This is a genomic window from Billgrantia gudaonensis, assembly GCF_900100195.1.
Lineage (GTDB): Bacteria > Pseudomonadota > Gammaproteobacteria > Pseudomonadales > Halomonadaceae > Halomonas > Halomonas gudaonensis.
On record NZ_FNES01000014.1, the window covers coordinates 35,861 to 53,465 of the forward strand.

General features: G+C 66.9%; 16 protein-coding genes. 4 read left to right on the forward strand and 12 right to left on the reverse strand.

Annotated features, from left to right (window positions below):
- Positions 1 to 92 precede the first annotated feature (92 nt).
- From hflC to BLP96_RS15170, 9 genes are all read right to left on the reverse strand, one after another.
- A complete protein-coding gene (gene hflC, locus BLP96_RS15130; RefSeq protein WP_089687758.1) occupies positions 93 to 977 on the reverse strand; it encodes a protease modulator HflC in 885 nt (294 codons plus the stop codon).
- Entirely contained in the window at positions 978 to 2,192 is a 1,215-nt protein-coding gene (gene hflK / locus BLP96_RS15135; protein WP_089687761.1) for an FtsH protease activity modulator HflK, read from the reverse strand.
- 125 nt (positions 2,193 to 2,317) lie between these two features.
- Positions 2,318 to 3,634: a ribosome rescue GTPase HflX gene (hflX, locus tag BLP96_RS15140; protein ID WP_089687765.1), complete on the reverse strand. Its 1,317-nt coding sequence runs from the start codon at positions 3,632 to 3,634 to the stop codon at positions 2,318 to 2,320.
- A 9-nt stretch (positions 3,635 to 3,643) separates the two neighbouring features.
- Positions 3,644 to 3,895, reverse strand: coding sequence for an RNA chaperone Hfq (gene hfq / locus BLP96_RS15145; RefSeq protein WP_089687767.1), 252 nt, complete (start codon positions 3,893 to 3,895; stop codon positions 3,644 to 3,646).
- 87 nt (positions 3,896 to 3,982) lie between these two features.
- Entirely contained in the window at positions 3,983 to 4,921 is a 939-nt protein-coding gene (miaA, locus tag BLP96_RS15150; protein WP_089687770.1) for a tRNA (adenosine(37)-N6)-dimethylallyltransferase MiaA, read from the reverse strand.
- A gap of 155 nt (positions 4,922 to 5,076) precedes the next feature.
- Positions 5,077 to 6,987 (reverse strand): DNA mismatch repair endonuclease MutL, encoded by a 1,911-nt coding sequence (gene mutL, locus BLP96_RS15155; RefSeq protein WP_089687773.1) that lies wholly within the window; start codon positions 6,985 to 6,987, stop codon positions 5,077 to 5,079.
- Positions 6,988 to 7,175: 188 nt separating this feature from the next.
- Complete coding sequence (locus BLP96_RS15160) at positions 7,176 to 8,645, reverse strand: N-acetylmuramoyl-L-alanine amidase (protein ID WP_089687775.1); 1,470 nt, start codon at positions 8,643 to 8,645, stop codon at positions 7,176 to 7,178.
- Positions 8,642 to 9,142, reverse strand: a complete 501-nt coding sequence (tsaE, locus tag BLP96_RS15165) for a tRNA (adenosine(37)-N6)-threonylcarbamoyltransferase complex ATPase subunit type 1 TsaE (RefSeq protein ID WP_089688027.1) — start codon at positions 9,140 to 9,142, stop codon at positions 8,642 to 8,644. The genes BLP96_RS15160 and tsaE overlap by 4 nt, the downstream gene beginning before the upstream one ends.
- Positions 9,123 to 10,685 carry an NAD(P)H-hydrate dehydratase gene (locus BLP96_RS15170; protein ID WP_089687778.1) on the reverse strand — a complete coding sequence of 521 codons (1,563 nt, stop codon included), beginning with the start codon at positions 10,683 to 10,685 and terminating at the stop codon, positions 9,123 to 9,125. The genes tsaE and BLP96_RS15170 overlap by 20 nt, the downstream gene beginning before the upstream one ends.
- Before the next feature lie 149 nt (positions 10,686 to 10,834).
- On the opposite strand from BLP96_RS15170, the gene queG reads away from it, so the two are divergent.
- Complete coding sequence (gene queG, locus BLP96_RS15175) at positions 10,835 to 11,944, forward strand: tRNA epoxyqueuosine(34) reductase QueG (RefSeq protein WP_089687781.1); 1,110 nt, start codon at positions 10,835 to 10,837, stop codon at positions 11,942 to 11,944.
- Between the two features lie 93 nt (positions 11,945 to 12,037).
- Here queG and orn read toward each other — a convergent pair whose 3' ends face one another.
- Positions 12,038 to 12,631, reverse strand: a complete 594-nt coding sequence (gene orn, locus BLP96_RS15180; protein WP_089687784.1) for an oligoribonuclease — start codon at positions 12,629 to 12,631, stop codon at positions 12,038 to 12,040.
- A 95-nt stretch (positions 12,632 to 12,726) separates the two neighbouring features.
- On the opposite strand from orn, the gene rsgA reads away from it, so the two are divergent.
- The 3 genes from rsgA to asd all read left to right on the forward strand — a co-directional run bounded on the left by rsgA (position 12,727) and on the right by asd (position 15,707).
- Positions 12,727 to 13,779, forward strand: a complete 1,053-nt coding sequence (gene rsgA, locus BLP96_RS15185; protein ID WP_089687787.1) for a small ribosomal subunit biogenesis GTPase RsgA — start codon at positions 12,727 to 12,729, stop codon at positions 13,777 to 13,779.
- Between the two features lie 30 nt (positions 13,780 to 13,809).
- On the forward strand, positions 13,810 to 14,640 hold the full coding sequence (locus BLP96_RS15190) for a sulfurtransferase (protein ID WP_089687790.1): 831 nt from the start codon (positions 13,810 to 13,812) through the stop codon (positions 14,638 to 14,640).
- Between the two features lie 164 nt (positions 14,641 to 14,804).
- The gene (gene asd, locus BLP96_RS15195) at positions 14,805 to 15,707 is read left to right on the forward strand and encodes an archaetidylserine decarboxylase (RefSeq protein ID WP_422666825.1); all 903 of its coding nucleotides are present in this window, start codon (positions 14,805 to 14,807) and stop codon (positions 15,705 to 15,707) included.
- Here asd and epmA read toward each other — a convergent pair.
- Positions 15,704 to 16,678 carry an EF-P lysine aminoacylase EpmA gene (gene epmA, locus BLP96_RS15200; protein ID WP_089687797.1) on the reverse strand — a complete coding sequence of 325 codons (975 nt, stop codon included), beginning with the start codon at positions 16,676 to 16,678 and terminating at the stop codon, positions 15,704 to 15,706. The two genes, asd and epmA, sit on opposite strands and share 4 nt — an antisense overlap.
- A 277-nt stretch (positions 16,679 to 16,955) precedes the next feature.
- Entirely contained in the window at positions 16,956 to 17,522 is a 567-nt protein-coding gene (efp, locus tag BLP96_RS15205; RefSeq protein ID WP_089687800.1) for an elongation factor P, read from the reverse strand.
- Positions 17,523 to 17,605: the final 83 nt, after the last annotated feature.

Sequence of the window (17,605 nt, forward strand, 5' to 3'; positions counted from 1 at the left end):
ACCGGGCCACGCCCGGTTTCAGGATTCTACCACGTTTGTTCCCGGGATGAACCCCGCCCGGCATCGGCCGACGGGGTCGCCCGGCATTACGACTACTCCACGTCGAGCGTGTCCGGGCTCTTGAGATAGCGGAAGAAGTCGCTGGATGGATCGAGCACCAGCATGTCCTGGTCTTCGCTGAAGCTGTCGCGGTAGGCGTTCAGGCTTCGCCAGAAGCGGTAGAACTCCTGATCCTTGCCATAGGCTTCCGAGAAGATCGCTGCGGCTTCGGCGTCACCTTCACCGCGTAGCGTCTCGGCACGCTCGGTGGCCTGGGCCAGCAGCACCTGACGGCGGCGATCGGCGTTGGCGCGGATGCGCTCCGCCTCTTCCTGCCCCTGGGCACGCCATTCACGGGCTTCGCGCTCACGCTCGGAACGCATCCGCTCGTATACCGCCGAGGAGACATCCTCGGGCAGGTCGATTCGCTTGACGCGGATATCGAGGATCGCCACCCCGAGCTCGTCGCGCAGCAGGTCGTCGAGCTCGTCGGTAGGCCCCGTCATCAGGTCGTCGCGACGCTCGGCGATGATCTGTTGCAGGTCGAGGCGACCGAACTCGTTACGCAGACTCTCGTCGACCCGCGGCTGGATCAGCCGAGTGGCCATCATTTCGTCACCCGAGGTGGCCTCGTAGTAGCGAGTGGGGTTGACCACTTGCCACTTGACGTAGGAGTCGACGATCACCGCCTTCTGCTCCAGGGTCAGGTAGCGGCTGGGGTCGGTATCCAGCGTCAGCACTCGGGTGTCGAACTTGCGCACCGTCTGGGTGATCGGCACCTTGAAGTGCAGGCCCGGCTGGATGTTCTCCTCGACGACTTCGCCGAAGCGCAGCTTCACGGCACGCTCGGTCTCGTCGACCACGTAGAGGCTGTTGCTGGCCAGCCATGCCGCAGCGGCCAGGCCGCCGACGATGAGCAGGGAACGGTTGTTGATCATTTAGCGGCCCTCCCTGCGGATCCCACTGGAGTTGCTGTTGCTTTGGCTACCGCCCTGCGAGTCGAGGTTGCGCATGCGCTCCAGCACGCGCGGGTCGAGCTCGCCGCTCTCACCCTGTTGGGCGTCGGCGTTGCTGCGCGTTCCCCCCGGGCGCTGATCGAGTGGCAAGTACATGAGCGGTGCGTCGTCGCTGACGTCCACCAGAACCTTCGGTGTCTTGCCGAACACTTCGGCAATGGCATCCAGGTAGAGGCGTTCGCGCATGATCTCCGGTGCATTGCGGTACTGGGCCAGCAGCGCATTGAAGCGGTTGGCCTGACCCTGTGCCTCGGCCACCACGGACTCGCGATAGCCCTGGCCCTGCTCGATCAGGCGCTGCGCCTGACCCTGAGCCGCGGGGATGATGGCGTTGGCATAGGCCATGCCTTCGTTGATGGTGCGCTGACGATCCTCGCGGGCGCGGATCACGTCATCGAAGGCGTCGATGACCGGATCGGGCGCCGAGGTGGACTCGATGTTGATGGTCTGCAGACTGATGCCGGTGCCGTAGCTGTCCAGGTAGGACTGCAGACGACTGGCCACGGAGCTGCCGAGAATCTCGCGCCCCGAAGTCAGGATCTCGATCATGTCGGTACCGCCCACCACGTGGCGCAGGGCGCTGTCCAGCGCATTCTCGATGGAGAGCTGCGGGTTGCGCACGTTGAGCATGAAGTCGCGCGGACTCGCTACCTGATACTGAGCCGAGATCTCGACCTCGACGATGTTCTCGTCGCGGGTGAGCATCGACTGGGTCTGGGTCAGCGAGCGCACGCGGGTCACGTTGACCATGCGCACGTCGTCGATCAGCGGCGGGTTCCAGTGCAGGCCCGGGGTCACCACTTCCTGGAACTTGCCGAAGCGCAGTACGACACCACGTTCGGCCTGATCGACCAGATAGAAGCCGGAAGCCGCCCATACCGCCAGGGCAATGACGACCAGCAGCCCCGGCAGGGTGAAGGCATTGCGTGGACGCCCCCCACCGCCCTTGCCGCCTTTACCGCCGCCCTTGCCGCCACGGCCGCCCAACAAGCCGTTGAGCTTGTCCTGAAACTTCTTCAGTGCCTCATCGAGGTCCGGTGGCCCCTGATTGCCGCCGCGGTTGCCGCCGCCTCCGCGTCGCCCCCCGCCGCTCCACGGATCATGCTGGTTGCCACCACCAGGCTCGTTCCAAGCCATACGTCGTCTCCACTCTAGCGTTGCCTGCCGATACCGTCGCACGGTCGGCGCGGCGTCGGTTGCCATCCTGTCGGCGCCTCAAGCGCCATGGCCCTGTTCTGTCATGTGCGTATCGCCCGGCAAGCTCACGGCTCCCACACCGGACGCTCCTGCAGTTCGCTCGGCAGATAATCCTCGGCGCGCTCGCCGAGCCGAGCCATCAGCTGCAGGAAGTCGCGGCGCGGCAGGCGAATCACCAAGCGCGTACGCCCGGCGTCGTCGAAACGCTCCTCGCGCACCGCCCCGAGCTCGTGCAATCCCGCCCGCAGGCGGCCCTGTTCGGGAGCGAGCGTGAGCGAAAAGTCGATCACGTCGTCGGCCAGGCACTCCGAAAGCGCCTGGTAAAGCAGGTCGATACCGCGCCCCTGCTGGGCCGAGAGCCACACCACCTCGGGCCGCCCCTGACCGTCACGCTCGATGCGCGGAGCGCTGTCGAGCAGATCGATCTTGTTCATCACCTTGAGCATCGGCACCTCGAGGGCGCCGATCTCATCGAGCACTCCCTCCACCTGCGTGACGTTGAGCTCGCGATCCGGATCGGCGGCGTCGATCACGTGCACCAGCAATGCCGCCTCCGCAGCTTCCTGCAACGTGGCCTGGAATGCCTCGACCAGCTTGTGCGGCAGGTGGCGGATGAAGCCTACGGTATCGGCCAGCACCACCGGCCCCACGTCGTCGATCTCCAGGCGGCGCAAGGTCGGGTCGAGGGTAGCGAACAGCTGATCCGCCGCATAGACCTTCGACTCGGTCAGCGCGTTGAAGAGCGTTGACTTGCCGGCATTGGTATAGCCCACCAGCGAGACGCTGGGAATCTCGGCTCGCGAACGCGCTCGCCGATTCTCGCTGCGCTGGCTGCGCACCTTGTCGAGACGCTTGTGGATCGCCTTGATGCGCGAACGCAACAGCCGGCGGTCGGTTTCGAGCTGGGTCTCGCCCGGCCCGCGCAGGCCGATGCCGCCCTTCTGACGCTCCAAGTGAGTCCAGCCGCGCACCAGGCGCGTGGACATGTACTCCAACTGGGCCAGTTCGACCTGCAGCTTGCCCTCATGGGTGCGTGCCCGTTGAGCGAAGATGTCGAGGATCAACCCCGTGCGATCGAGTACGCGACAAGCGAGCGAACGTTCGAGATTGCGCTCCTGCGACGGGCTCAGCGCATGATTGAAGATCACCAGTTCGGCCCCGTGCACGGCCAGCGCGTCACGCAGTTCCTCGACCTTGCCAGTGCCCACGAAAGTGCGCGGGTCTGGGCGCTGTCGGCTACCGGTCAGCAGCGTGGCCGGCTCGGCTCCCGCGGAGCGCACCAGCTCCAGGAATTCGCCCGGGTCCTCACGCTCCCGTTCGTCCTGAAAGTCCACATGCAGGAGTACCGCCGTCTCGCCGGCGTCGGGGCGCTCAAAAAACAATCACTGACCTCACTCGTTGTTTTCCGGCTGGGCAGCGGGATCCTGGGGCGGCAGACGCACGTTGCGCGACGGAACCACCGTGGAAATGGCATGCTTGTAAACCATCTGGCTGACGGTGTTGCGCAGCAGGATCACGAACTGGTCGAAGGATTCGATCTGCCCCTGCAGCTTGATGCCGTTGACCAGAAAAATCGATACCGGAATGCGCTCCTTGCGCAGAATGTTCAGGTATGGGTCTTGAAGGGACTGCCCTTTGGACATTTTGCCTCTCCCTAATGGTTTTCTTTGAGGGGTGGAAGTTGTGCTGTTGGGGCGGGTCACCCGGCCACTCGAAGCGCTCATCTTACGCTAACCGACCGATTCGCGCACGAGTTTCAGAACCGCCTGGCGCGCATCGTCGGCATCGGAATCGATCCACTCCAGCCCCGGCCAGCGCCGCAGCCAGGTCAACTGCCGCTTGGCCAACTGCCGCGTCGCCACCACGCTGCGGTGACGCAGGCCCGCGAGATCGCCCTCGCCCTCCAGATACTCCCAGACTTGACGATACCCCACACACTTCATCGATGGCAGCCCGGCATGCAGATCGCGTCGTTCCTTGAGCGCTGCGACTTCATCGATCAGACCGGCAGCCAGCATGGCATCGAAGCGTTCAGCGATACGCGCATGCAGAACCCGGCGATCTACGGGGCCGACCCCTATCGACAGCGTTCGCCAGGGAAAGGTTTCAGGACGCTGCTCGCGCCAAAGTTCGGTGAGAGTACGGCCGCTGATGCGGTAGACCTCCAGCGCGCGCATCAACCGCTGCGGATCGTTGCGGTGAATGCGCGCCGCCGAGGGGGGGTCGACGCGAGCCAACTCGACATGCAGAGAGTCGAGCCCGTGGCGGTCGGCCATCGCTTCCAGCTCGGCTCGTACTGCCGGATCGGAGGGCGGCAGATTGGCCACGCCCTCCAGCAGCCGTTGGGCATACATCATGGTACCGCCCACCAGCAGCGGGATGCGTCCAGCCGCGGTGATCGCGGTCATCTCGCGCCGGGCATCGGCGCGAAATTCCGCCGCCGAGTATGGCTCGGCCGGATCGCGGATGTCGATCAGACGGTGTGGCGCCCGCTCGAGTTCCTGCGGCGAAGGCTTGGCGCTACCGATGTCCATGCCGCGATAGACCATGGCGGAGTCCATGCTGATCAGCTCGACGCCCAGCCGCTCGTGGAGCTCGATGGCCAGGTCGGTCTTGCCGGCGGCGGTAGGGCCCATCAGGAGGATGGCGAGGGGACGTTCGTCGAGCATGCGGGCTCCTGAAGAGGCTGATCCGGCGACAGGTCTACGGGGAGGCGCTGTGAATCCTTCCCGGGACGCTACCGATTCCATCCCTGGAATCGGACCTCCTCTGCGACCTGTCCCCGGCGCCTCTCGTAAAACGGCACGGTTCATTACATCGAAGTTCACTGGCCGCGCAGGAACAGGCGGTCCAGCTCCTTCAGGCTCATCTCGGTCCAGGTGGGACGGCCGTGGTTGCACTGCCCGCTACGCTCGGTGCGCTCCATGTCGCGCAACAGCGCATTCATCTCGGCCAGGGTCAGCTGGCGATTGGCACGCACGCTGCCATGGCACGCCATGGTAGCGAGCAGCTCATTGAGATGGGCCTCGACGCGGTCGGATCGGCCATAGCGCTCCAGGTCGCGGAGCATGTCGCGAACCAGCGCCTCCACGTCGGCATTGCCGAGCAACGCCGGCACCTGGCGCACCAGCAGCGTCTCCGGCCCGGCCGCGTCGAGTTCCACGCCAAAGCGCGCGAAGGCCTCCCGTTCGGCTTCGGCAGTGGCCACCTCCGCGGCACTCGCCGCCAGCGAGACCGGCACCAGCAGCGGCTGCGCCTCCAGGGTTCCCTGGTGCACCTGCGTCTTCATGCGTTCGTAGACGATCCGCTCGTGGGCGGCGTGCATGTCGACCACCACCAGGCCCCGCTCGCTCTGGGCGAGAATGTAGATACCGTGAAGCTGGGCCACGGCATAACCCAGCGGCGGCGCGCGCGTGGCATCTTCCGGGGCGAGCCGGGGTGCCGCGGATGCCGGTGCGCCCCGACGTTCGGCCGTGGCCACGTCGGCCGCGGCACCGCCAGCGCCGGGCGAGGCCGGCTGAGGCGTCAGCAGCGTCTCTTCGTGCTGGGGATGCAGGGCACGGTAGCCCTCCACGAAAGCGCGAACGCGATCCGGACTCGCGCGCTCCGCACCTTCGTGCAACGCCATCGGCTGCTGCTGCCAGCGTCCGGCCGCCTCGCGCACCTGTCGCTCGTCTTCGACGGCCGGCTGGGGCGTTTCGACGCCAGCGCCTTCGCCGGGGCGAGCCTCGGCCAGCGCCCGATGCAGGCTGGAGAAGAGAAAGTCATGCACCAACCGGCCGTCGCGGAAACGCACCTCGTGCTTGGTGGGATGAACGTTGACGTCCACCACTGCCGGATCGAGCTGGAGATAGAGCACGAACACGGGATGCCGGCCATGGAACAGCACGTCGCGATACGCCTGGCGAATGGCATGCGCCACCAGCCGGTCGCGCACCACGCGACCGTTGACGAAGAAATACTGCTGGTCGGCCTGGGCACGCGAGTGGGTCGGCAGCCCCACCCAGCCCGACAGACGCAGGTGGCCGGCCGACAGATCGAGGTGCAGGGCATTGTCCAGGAACGTCTTGCCCAGCAGAGCGGCCACGCGTCGTTCGTGGCCCGCCGGATCGTCGGCGGCCGGTAGCTGGTGCACGGTCTTGTGGTTGTGGCGCAGCGTCCAGGCCATGTCGAAGCGCGACAGCGCCAGGCGCCGAAAGGCTTCTTCCACATGGCCATACTCGGTCTTCTCCGTACGCAGGAACTTGCGCCGCGCCGGCGTATTGAAGAACAGATCGCGCACCGTCACCGAGGTACCGCGAGGGTGCGGCACCGGTGACACCCGAGGCTCCATCTGGCGCCCTTCGGCGACCACCCGCCAACCGGCGGTGGGATCGTCGTCGACGTTGGAAGCCAGCTCCAGGCGCGACACCGAACTGATCGAAGCCAGCGCTTCGCCGCGGAATCCGAGACTGGCCACGCCCTCGAGCTCTTCGAGGGAAACGATCTTGCTGGTGGCATGCCGCGACAGCGCCAGCGGCAGATCCGCCTCTTCGATGCCGCCACCGTCGTCGCGCACGCGAATCAGCCGGGCACCCCCCGCCTCGAGCTCGACCTCGATACGCCGGCTGCCGGCATCGATGGCGTTCTCGACGAGTTCCTTGACCACCGAGGCGGGGCGCTCCACCACCTCGCCGGCGGCGATCTGGTTGGCGAGTCGCGGGTCCAGAACCCGGATACGACGCTGTTCTGACATATCACTCCACGAAAGCTGGAAGCTGGAAGCTGGAAGCTGGAAGCTGGAAGGTATCATGTCGCCACCGGCGTCTGAATCAAGAGTCTTCTTCCAGCTTACAGTCCGCGCAGCGGACGATCTTCCCGCTCCCGGCGAAGCCGGGGACTTCAAGCTTCCAGGCGCAAAGCGCCGCTCTTCCAGCTTACAGCTTATGAACGGGGTATCCGCAGCACCTGGCCGACGCGAATCACGTCGCCGTTGAGCTCGTTGGCCTGCTTGAGCTGGGCGACGGGGACCTGGTGTCGGGCCGCGATTTCGGACAGCGTATCACCCGGTTGGATGCGGTACTCGTCGCCGCCGGTGCTGCGCTGGTTGTCGCGCTGCCAGGCCAGCAGACTGGCCGGCGGCGGATTGCGCTGGAAATGATCGCGCAGCCCGCTGAACAGGGCTTCGGCGAGCTGTTGCTGGTAAGCGCCATCGAGCAGGCGGCGCTCCTCGTCGGGGTTGGAGATGAACCCCGTCTCGACCAGCAGCGAAGGAATGTCCGGCGACTTGAGCACCATGAAGCCGGCCTGTTCCACCCGCGGCTTGTGCAAGCGGTTGACGCGCCCGAGCCGATCCAGCACCTGGCCGCCTATCGACAGCGAATCGTTGAGCGTTGCGGTCATTGTCAGATCGAGCAGCACCCCGCGCAGCACTTCGTCCTTGTCCTTGAGCGACAGATTGCCATCCACGCCACCGATCAGGTCGGACTGATTCTCGCTCTCGGCCAACCACTGGGCGGTCTCCGAGGTGGCGCCACGCTGAGAGAGTGCATAGACGGAACTGCCGTTGGGCCTGGGGCTGTTGAAGGCGTCGGCATGGATCGACACGAAGAAGTCCGCCTTCTGCTCGCGGGCAATGCGAGTCCGCTGACGCAGCCCGATGTAGTAATCGCCATCGCGGATCATCACCGCGCGGAAGCCCTGCGCCGCGTCGACTTGCCGCTGCAGGCGGCGCGCGATCTCGAGCACCACGTCCTTCTCGCGCGTTCCGCTGGGACCGATGGCACCGGGATCCTCTCCACCGTGGCCGGCATCGATGGCAATGATGATGTCGCGCTTGGGATGCGGCTTGGCCGGCTGCGTCACGACCTCCTCGGCCGCGTCCGCCGTGGTCCTGCCTTCACGATGCGCGCGTTCGGCGGCGATCTCCTGCTCGCGGATCATCGCTTCGATGGGATCGATGGGATTCTCGACCGCACTCTCGCCCGGGTATTCCATGTCCACCACCAGCCGGTGTCCATACTGATCGTTGGGCGGCAGCGAGAAATGTCGCGGTTCGATGTCGCGGCTGAGCTCCAGCACCACGCGCAGACCGGTTCCGTCACGGATACCGCTGCGCACCTCGCTGATGGCGCTGCCATCGAGATCGAGGCGCGCCAGATCGGTATTGAGGCCGCTCCGTTCCAGGTCGATCACCAAACGTGACGGATCGTCGAGCATGAAGACCTCGGCATCCGCCGCGGACGAAAGGTCGAAGACCAGTCGCGCATGATCGGGTGCCGCCCACAGGCGCACGTTGTTCACTTCGGCGGCACCGGCCGGCAGCGCGAACAGCGCCAGCCACGACGCCAGCCAGACACTGCGCCAGCGCTTCGGAAGGGCACACCAGCGACATAGACGCCCCAGTCCGCTCATGTCGCGTCACGCTCCTCAGCGAGATCGATAACGTCCAGCGAAGGCACTTCGGCAAGGCGCGCCAGAGCCTCGCGACCCAGTGCGGTATGGGCGACCAAGCGCGCTTCACGCCCCGGCACGGCCACTTGCAGGGTGATTTCCAGATCCGGCTCCGGCAACCAGCCGGCACCGCGACTCGGCCATTCCACGAGGATCAACGCCTCCTCGCCGAACAGGTCGCGCCCGCCGATGAACTCCAGTTCTTCCGGATCGCCGAGTCGGTAGAGATCGAAATGGAACAGTCGCTGCCCATGCAGTTCATAGGGCTCGACCAGCGTATAGGTCGGGCTCTTCACCGCTCCGGTATGGCCGTAGGCACGCAGCACGCCGCGTGCCAGAGTGGTCTTGCCAGCCCCCAGCTCACCGGCCAGATGCACCCGTCCACGGCCGGCCAGGGCGCGCCCCAGGCATTCGCCAAAGGCGACCTGGCGCTCTTCGTCATCGAGTCGCACACGCATCATCGCTACCTGTCCTGCACCATGCCCGGGAAGGAATATCGGGATTGACCAGTTGTCGCGCATAGGATGCCAGATCGCCTGCCAGCAGGCCACGCTCGCCCCGCTCACCAGCGGCCTGGTCGGCCGCTAGCGCATGCACCACGACCCCGACCCAGGCAGCGAGGGCCGGCGTCAACCCCTGAGCGATCAGGGCGCCGAGCATGCCCGAAAGCGCATCGCCCATGCCGCCGGAGGCCATGCCGGGATTGCCGTAGGGGCACACGACGAGCCCCTCGTCACTGACCACCAGGCTGCCGGCTCCCTTGAGCACGACCACGCCACCCCGCCGCCGCTGCAGTTCGGTGGCTGCCGCGGGGCGGTCGGCCTCCACCTCCGCGGGACTCACGCCCAGCAGACGAGCCGCCTCACCGGGGTGCGGGGTGAGTACCCAATCATCGTGCCGTTCGTTCGCCCACTGCGCGGCCAGGAGGTTGAGGCCGTCGGCGTCCACTACCAGGGGGCGTTCGGCCGCCAGCGCGGCCTGCAGCATGCCCTGCCCCCAGGCTCCCTGCCCCAGCCCCGGCCCCACCACCAGCACGTCCGCCGCTTCGGGCAACGCACCCAGGTCGGTGGCACCACGCATGGCGTGGACCATCACCTCGGGACGGCGCACCAGGCTCGCCGTGACATGCTCCGGCGCCGTGGCCAGGCTCACCTTGCCGGCACCGAGGCGTGCGGCGGTTTCGCTGGCCAGCAGTGCCGCCCCGCCGAAGCCGGGGGCTCCGCCCAGCACCAGGACATGGCCCATGTCGCCCTTGTGGGCATCGCGGGCACGCCGCGGCAGCAGCGCCGGAATCAGCTCGGCATCGAGCAATCGGGCGGCCGGCAACAGATCCCGCTGGGACGATGCATCGACGCCCAGAGGCTGGAAGTCCACCGTGCCGGTGAGCGATGGCGCCCGCCCGGTGTGCAGGCCCAACTTGTCGCCGATGAAGGTCACGGTGCGCTCGGCGCGCACGGCAACGCCCAGCTCGGCACCGCTGTCGGCAGCCACCCCCGAAGGAATGTCGATGGCCAGCACCGGCCGGTCGCTGGCGTTGATGGCCGCGATGGCCTCACGCATGGCACCGCGCACCTCGCCGCCGAGGCCGGTGCCGAGCAGCGCATCGACGATCACCTCGCCGGTGAATGCCAGGCCGGGCTGCCAAGGCTCGAGGCCCACGCCGGCTGCGTCGGCCATCTCGGCGGCGCGAGCGGCATCGCCGTCGAGCGCCTCGGGCATCTTGAGCGCGATGCGCTGCACATGGAGCCCGGCCGCGGCGGCAAGCGCCGCCAGCACGTGACCGTCGCCACCATTGTTGCCGCCGCCGCACAGCACCGTCAGACGACGCACGTCCGGCCAGCGGGTCAGGAGACTCTGCCAGGCAGCCGAGGCGGCCCGCTGCATCAGCGCGAAGCCGTCGATGCCGCCGGCGATGGTGCGACGGTCGAGCTCGCGCACCTGCTCGGCGCGGTACAGGGGGCGCAGGGAGGGCAAGCTCGCGGCACGATGCGGTTCGGTCATCCGGTGTCTCCCCTTTCAGCAATGCCGTATCATGGTGGCCACCGCTGCATGGCCATTATCAAACAGCGGTTCGTTACTTTTGTGAAGTGTGTCCGCATATTGGCGGATTCGCCAATCCCCAGCTTCTCTTGCGCGATATTTGCCCGATCATGAGCTGCGTGACCTGCGCTACCGACACCGACCTGTCCGGCCTGGCCGATACCATCAAGCAATGGGGGCGCGAGCTCGGCTTCCAGCAGGTGGGGATCACCGACATCGACCTGGCCGAGGACGAGCGCCGCCTGGCGCGCTGGCTCGACGCCGGTTACCAGGGCGAGATGGGCTTCATGGCCAAGCACGGCACCAAGCGCACTCGCCCCGCGGAGCTGGTGCCGGGCACCCTGCGCGTGATCAGCGTGCGCCTGGACTATCTGCCCGCCGAGGTGGAGAGCGCCAAGGTACTGGGCCAGCCGCAGACGGCCTACGTATCACGCTATGCCGTGGGGCGCGATTACCACAAGCTGATGCGCAAACGGCTGGCAACGCTGGCACGGTGGATCGAGAACGAAGCGGGTCCCTTCGGCCATCGCGCCTTCGTCGACTCCGCCCCGGTGATGGAGCGCGCCCTGGGGCGCAAGGCCGGGCTCGGCTGGGTGGGCAAGAACGCCATGCTGCTCAATCCGCGAGCCGGCTCCCTGTTCTTCCTCGGCGAGCTGTACGTCGACCTGCCGCTGCCCGTGGACCCGCCCTTCGAAGGCGACCACTGTGGCAGCTGCAGCGCCTGTCGCACGGCCTGCCCCACCGGTGCCATCGTCGAAGACCGGGTCGTCGACGCCCGGGCCTGCATCTCGTACCTCACCATCGAACTGCACGGCGCCATTCCCGAGCGTTACCGCGAGGCGATGGGCAACCGCGTGTTCGGCTGCGACGACTGCCAGCTGGTATGCCCCTTCACCCGTTTCACCCGCGCCTCGCGAGAACCGGACTTCGCCCCACGCCACGACCTCGACCGGGCGAGCCTGCTGTCGCTGTTCGCCTGGGGCGAGGAGGAGTTCCTGGACAAGACCGCCGGCAGCCCGATACGGCGCATCGGCTACGCACGCTGGTTGCGCAACCTGGCCGTGGGGCTCGGCAACGCGCCCTGGAGCGAGGCCGTCGAAGCCGCCCTGCGCGCGCGCCTCGCCTACCCCTCGGACCTGGTGCGCGAGCACGTGCGCTGGGCGCTCGCCCGCCAGCGGGAGAAGCGCCAACAACTGATAGCCGTAAGCCGTGAGCCGTGAGCCGTGAGCCGTGAGCCAGGAAATGGCCCTCCACCTACGGGTAAAAAAGTTTTTCTTACAGCTTACAGCTCATGGCTCCCGGCGAAGCCGGGCTCATTCCTCCTCGTCGCTGTCGTCCTCCTCCAGGCGCAGAAACGTCCGGCGGTAGTGCGCCAGCTCGGCGATGGACTCCTTGATGTCGTCCATGGCCAAGTGCACGTTGCGCTTCTCGAAGCCCGCCTGGGCGCCGGGATTCCAGCGCTTGGCCAGCTCCTTGAGGGTCGAGACATCGAGGTTGCGGTAGTGGAAGAAGGCCAGCAGTTCGGGCATCTCGCGCTCCAGAAAGCGACGGTCCTGATGCACGCTGTTGCCGCACATGGGCGAGGTGCCAGGGTCGACGTACTGGCGTAGAAAGGCCAACGTCTCGCGCTCGGCCTCGGCGGCGGTCACGTGGCTCTGCCGCACGCGCTCGGTCAGTCCCGACGCGCCGTGGGTCTTGGTACACCACTCGTCCATCGCCTCGAGCAGCGTGTCGGGCTGATGAACGGCGATGATCGGTCCCTCGGCCACCAGGTTGAGGTCGTTGTCGGTGATCAGCGTCGCCACCTCGATGATACGCTCGCGCTCGGGATCGAGGCCGGTCATTTCCAGATCGATCCACACCAGGCGCTGCTTGCGGGGATCCGGCTCGTTGCTCGTTTTGGCCATGGCCACTTCCTTGCAGGGCGTCGCATCGCCTGGCTGGCGACAGCGGACGCCGTGGGTGAGTACAATACGCCCATTGTACCGAGCTTCAGGGGCCCATGAGCAAACGCAAGCTTAGCCGCCAGCAGCGCTGGCGCATCGACAAGATCCAGGCCGAGCGCGCCGCGCGGGTCGCCAAGCGCAGTGCCCGTGATGAGGGCGCCCTGCAAGCCGGCGAGCTGGGCAGCGAGCAACCGGGCCGGGTGATCGCCCACTTCGGCCGCACCATCGAGGTGAGCGCCGACGAGAGCGACACGCCGATACGCTGTCACCAACGCGCCAACCTCGACGCTTTGGTCACCGGCGATCGCGTCGTGTGGCGCGCCGCCTGCAATGCCGAGGGCCGGATCGTCGATGGCGTGGTAGTGGCGCGCGGCGAACGCGACAACGTCCTCGAGCGCCCCGACGCCTACGGCCAGCTCAAGCCGGTGGCCGCCAACATCGACCAGATCCTGATCGTCTTCGCCGTGGAGCCCGCCCCCCACGCCAACCTGATCGACCGCTACCTGGTGGCGGCCGAAGCCACCGGCATCGCCCCGGTGCTGGTGCTCAACAAGATCGACCTGCTGCCCGAGGAGGGCGGCGTGCTTCGCGAGCTGCTCGATCGCTACTCGGCACTCGGTTACCCGGTGGTGACCACGACCACCGCTCGCGACACGGGGCTCGATGCCCTGCACGCCCAGCTCGCCGGTCGCACCTCGGTGTTCGTCGGCCAGAGCGGCGTGGGCAAGTCTTCGCTCATCGACCGCTTGTTGCCGGATGAGACCTTGCGCATCGGAGCCCTTTCGAAAGATACGCGCAAGGGCACGCACACGACCACCACGGCACGGCTGTACGCTTTTCAACACGGCACCGCCGGCGACAACGCCAGCCGCGGCGAACTGATAGACTCTCCCGGCATCCGTGAATTCGGCCTGGGCCATTTGGACGAACGCCAGATTGCCGAGGGCTTCATCGAGTTCCGCCAGTTCCTGGGACGCTGCCGCTTTCGCGACTGTCGCCACCGTCAGGAGCCCGGCTGCGCCCTGCACGAGGCCGTGGAAAGCGGCGAGATTCACCCCGAACGCTTTGCCAGCTATCGTCGCATCGTCGAAGGCCTGGCTTCGGGCTAGCCTGAACAGGACCCAGATCAGGAGATCGCCATGAGTTCCGAAGACAATCTGTTGCCGCTGATCGTCGAGCCGGGGCAGCTCGCCGAGGTGCTGAACGAACCCAGCCTGCTGGTGATCGACGTGCCGTTGCGCCCAGAGAGCCACGCCGACGGACACGTGCCGGGCGCCGTCTTCCTCGACCACCGTCGGCTGCTGCGCGGCGAGGGCGAAACGCCCACCGACGCTCCCTCCGCCGACGCGCTGTCCCGCCTGTTCAGTGAGCTGGGGCTGACCCGCGACACCCACGTGGTGGCCTATGACGACGAGGGTGGCGGTTGGGCCGGGCGCCTGCTATGGACCCTGGAACTGATCGGCCATACCCGCTACTCCTACCTCAACGGCGGCATTCACGCCTGGCGGGAGAGCGGCCAGCCGGTGTCCCGTGAAAGCCGCACTCCCACCCCCAGCGACTACCGGGCGGAGATCCTGCACCCCGAGGTGCGCATCGATCGAGTGGAACTGCAAGAGCGCCTGGGCGAGCCGGGGCTCGCCATCTGGGACGCCCGCTCGCGCGAGGAGTACGACGGCCAGCGCGGCAACAACCGTCGTCTTGGCCACATCCCTGGCGCCGTGAACTTCGAGTGGACCCGGGCCATGGACCGCGAGCGTAGCCTGCGCCTGCGCGACTACGCCGAGCTGATCACCGAACTCGAGGCGCTGGGTCTCACGCCCGACATGGAGATCGTCACTCACTGCCAGAGCCACCACCGTAGCGGCTTCACCTGGCTGGTGGGGCGTGCCCTGGGCTTCACCCGGATGCGCGGCTACGGCGGCTCCTGGCAGGAATGGGGCAACCGCGACGATACCCCCGTGGAGCGCTGAGCGCTTCGCGCTGCTCCGAGCTGCGGGCTACGAGCATCGAGCCATTGGTAGTAAGATAGCGACCTAGCCCGCAGCCCGTAGCCCGTAGCCCGTAGCCCGCAGCCCGTAGCCCGTAGCCCGTAGCCCGTAGCCCGTAGCCCGTAGCCCGTAGCCAGAGTATCCCCTTGTCGCCATCACGCCTCTTCTCCCTGATCCAGTATCCCCTGCCCCACCACCTGCTGTCGCGGCTGGTGGGGCGGCTGGCCGAATGCCGCCTGCCGTGGCTCAAGAATGCCTTGATTCACGCCTTCATCAAGCGATTCGAGGTGGACATGAGTCAGGCCCAGGAGCCCGACCCCAGCGCCTACCCCACCTTCAACGCCTTCTTCACCCGCGCCCTGAAGGCCGATGCCCGGCCCCTGGGCGACGGCGTGCTGTGTCCCGCCGACGGGACCCTCTCGCAGTTCGGCGCCATCGAGGCGGGGCTGCTGCTCCAGGCCAAGGGGCACCGCTACGCCATGGCCGATCTGCTCGGCGGCGACACCGTGGCGGCACGCCGCTACCTCGGCGGCAGCTTCGCCACCGTTTATCTGTCGCCCCGCGACTACCACCGGGTGCACATGCCGCTCGCCGGCACCCTCACCGAAATGGTCTACGTGCCGGGACGGCTCTTCTCGGTCAATGCCGCCACCACGGCTCACGTCCCCAACCTGTTCGCCCGCAACGAGCGCCTGGTGTGCCACTTCGACACCGAGCAGGGCCCCATGGTCATGGTGCTGGTGGGTGCCATGATCGTCGCCGCCATCGAGACGGTGTGGGCCGGCCAGGTCACGCCGCTGTCGGGTCAGGTCCAGCGCACGCGTTTCGACCGGCCGATCCACCTGGAAAGGGGGGCGGAGATGGGCCGCTTCAAGCTCGGCTCCACGGTGGTCATGGGGTTCGCCGAGCCGGTGGATTTCGCCGATATGCCACTCGGCGGCATGGTCAGCATGGGACAGACGCTGGGGCACTTGGCAACGCTTCGCCAGGGACGCCGGGGACAGGCCCCGAGCGGTGAGGACGGCATACCGCTCGGGATGCATCGCTAGCAGTGCGGCGTGGCGAAGGCCATCACCTCCGCCACGCTCGCCTTGCCCAGCGCCAGCTGGATCAGCCTGTCGAGGCCCAGCGCCACGCCGCTGCCCGCCGGCATGCCAGCCTCGAGCGCCGCGAGCAGGCGCTCGTCGACGTCCACTTCGGTCAGACCTGCCGAGCGGCGCACGGCATTGTCGGCGGCGAAGCGCTCGGCTTGTTCGGCGGCGTCGGTGAGTTCGTCATAACCGTTGGCGAGTTCCAGCCCTTGGTAGTAGAGCTCGAAGCGCGAGGCCACCCAGGCACCGTCCTCGGGGTCGCGATGGCGCCGCGCCAAGGCCGCCTGGCTGGCCGGGTAGTCCACCACCACGTCGAGGCCACCGCGGCCCAGCGCCGGCTCGATGACCAGGCTCATCAGCAGGTCGAGGCAGTCGTCGCGGGTCGCATCGTCCATGTCCAGCCCGCCGCGCTCGCCGGCCAGTCGTCGCAACTCGGCCAGTTCGGCGACGAAGGGGTCGAGGCCCAGCGACTCCCGGAACAGCTCGCGATAGCGGCGAGGCCGCAACGGCCCCGGATGACAGCCCAGGACGGCATGTATCAGCGCCGCCGCCTCCTCGATCAGCGCCTCGAGCGCGAAGCCGGGGCGATACCACTCCAGCATGGTGAATTCGAGGTTGTGGCGACGCCCCGTCTCGCCGTCGCGAAAGCTTTTCGCCAGTTGGAAGATGGGCCCGCTGCCCGCAGCGAGCAGGCGCTTCATGTGGAATTCCGGCGAGGTCTGCAGCCATAGGCGCTCTCGCCCAGCCGGCGTGGTCGCCTGGCAGGAGAGCGACGCCAGGTGGAGGTCGGTGCTGCCACCATGGCCCAGCACCGGCGTCTCCACCTCCAGCACGTCGCGCTCGGCAAAAAAGGCGCGCACCTCGGCCAGCAACCGCGCCCGTGCGCGCAGGGTCTCGATGGATGCGGTGGGGCGCCAGTCGGTAGGCATCGAGAATTCCTCCAGCAAAGACGTAGGCCACGCACTTAAGCGTGGCCTACGTTGGGCAGCATGAAACCGCGGCTTGCCGGCGACAGGTCTACGAGAGGGCGCTGTGAATACATCCCTGTACGCTACGCCGCTAACAGCACAAAACGTCCTAGCGCCCTCTCCGAGCGATGCTCAGGCTAGGCGAATCCCGAGTAAGGCAGCGGAGTTTAGCAGCGCTAAATGAGCAAGCCGTCTCGGGATTCAACGACGTATGAGCGAGCGCAGGAAGGGCCGCACCTCACGCGCGGGAGACGTACTCACCGGACCGCGTATCGATCTTCAACACTTCGCCCTCGTTGATGAACAGCGGCACGCGCACCACGGCGCCGGAGGAAAGCGTCGCCGGCTTGGAGCCACCCTGGGCGGTATCGCCCTTGACGCCCGGATCGGTCTCGGTGACCTCCAGCTCGATGAAGTTGGGCGGCGTGACATTGATGACGTTGTCGTTCCACAGGGTCACGGTGTAGGCCACCTGCTCCTTGAGCCACTTCTCGGTATCGCCCAGCGCCTTCTTCTCCACCGGGTACTGCTCGAAGGAGCCGTCCGTCATCATGAAGTACCACATCTCGCCGTCGCTGTAGAGAAACTCCATCTCCAGTTCCAGAACGTCGGCAGCCTCCAGGGATTCACCGGATTTGAAAGTACGCTCCCAGACCCGTCCGGTCATCAGGTTGCGCAGCTTGACGCGGTTGAAGGCCTGTCCCTTGCCCGGTTTGACGAACTCGTTCTCGAGAATGGTGCAGGGATCGCCGTCCAGCATCACCTTCAGACCACCCTTGAATTCGTTGGTAGAATACGTCGCCATGATCGCTCCATGTTCGAGCGCGCCCCCGATAGGCATCGGGGGCGCGCATGAGGTGACATTCGGCGAGAGCAATCTCGCCAACA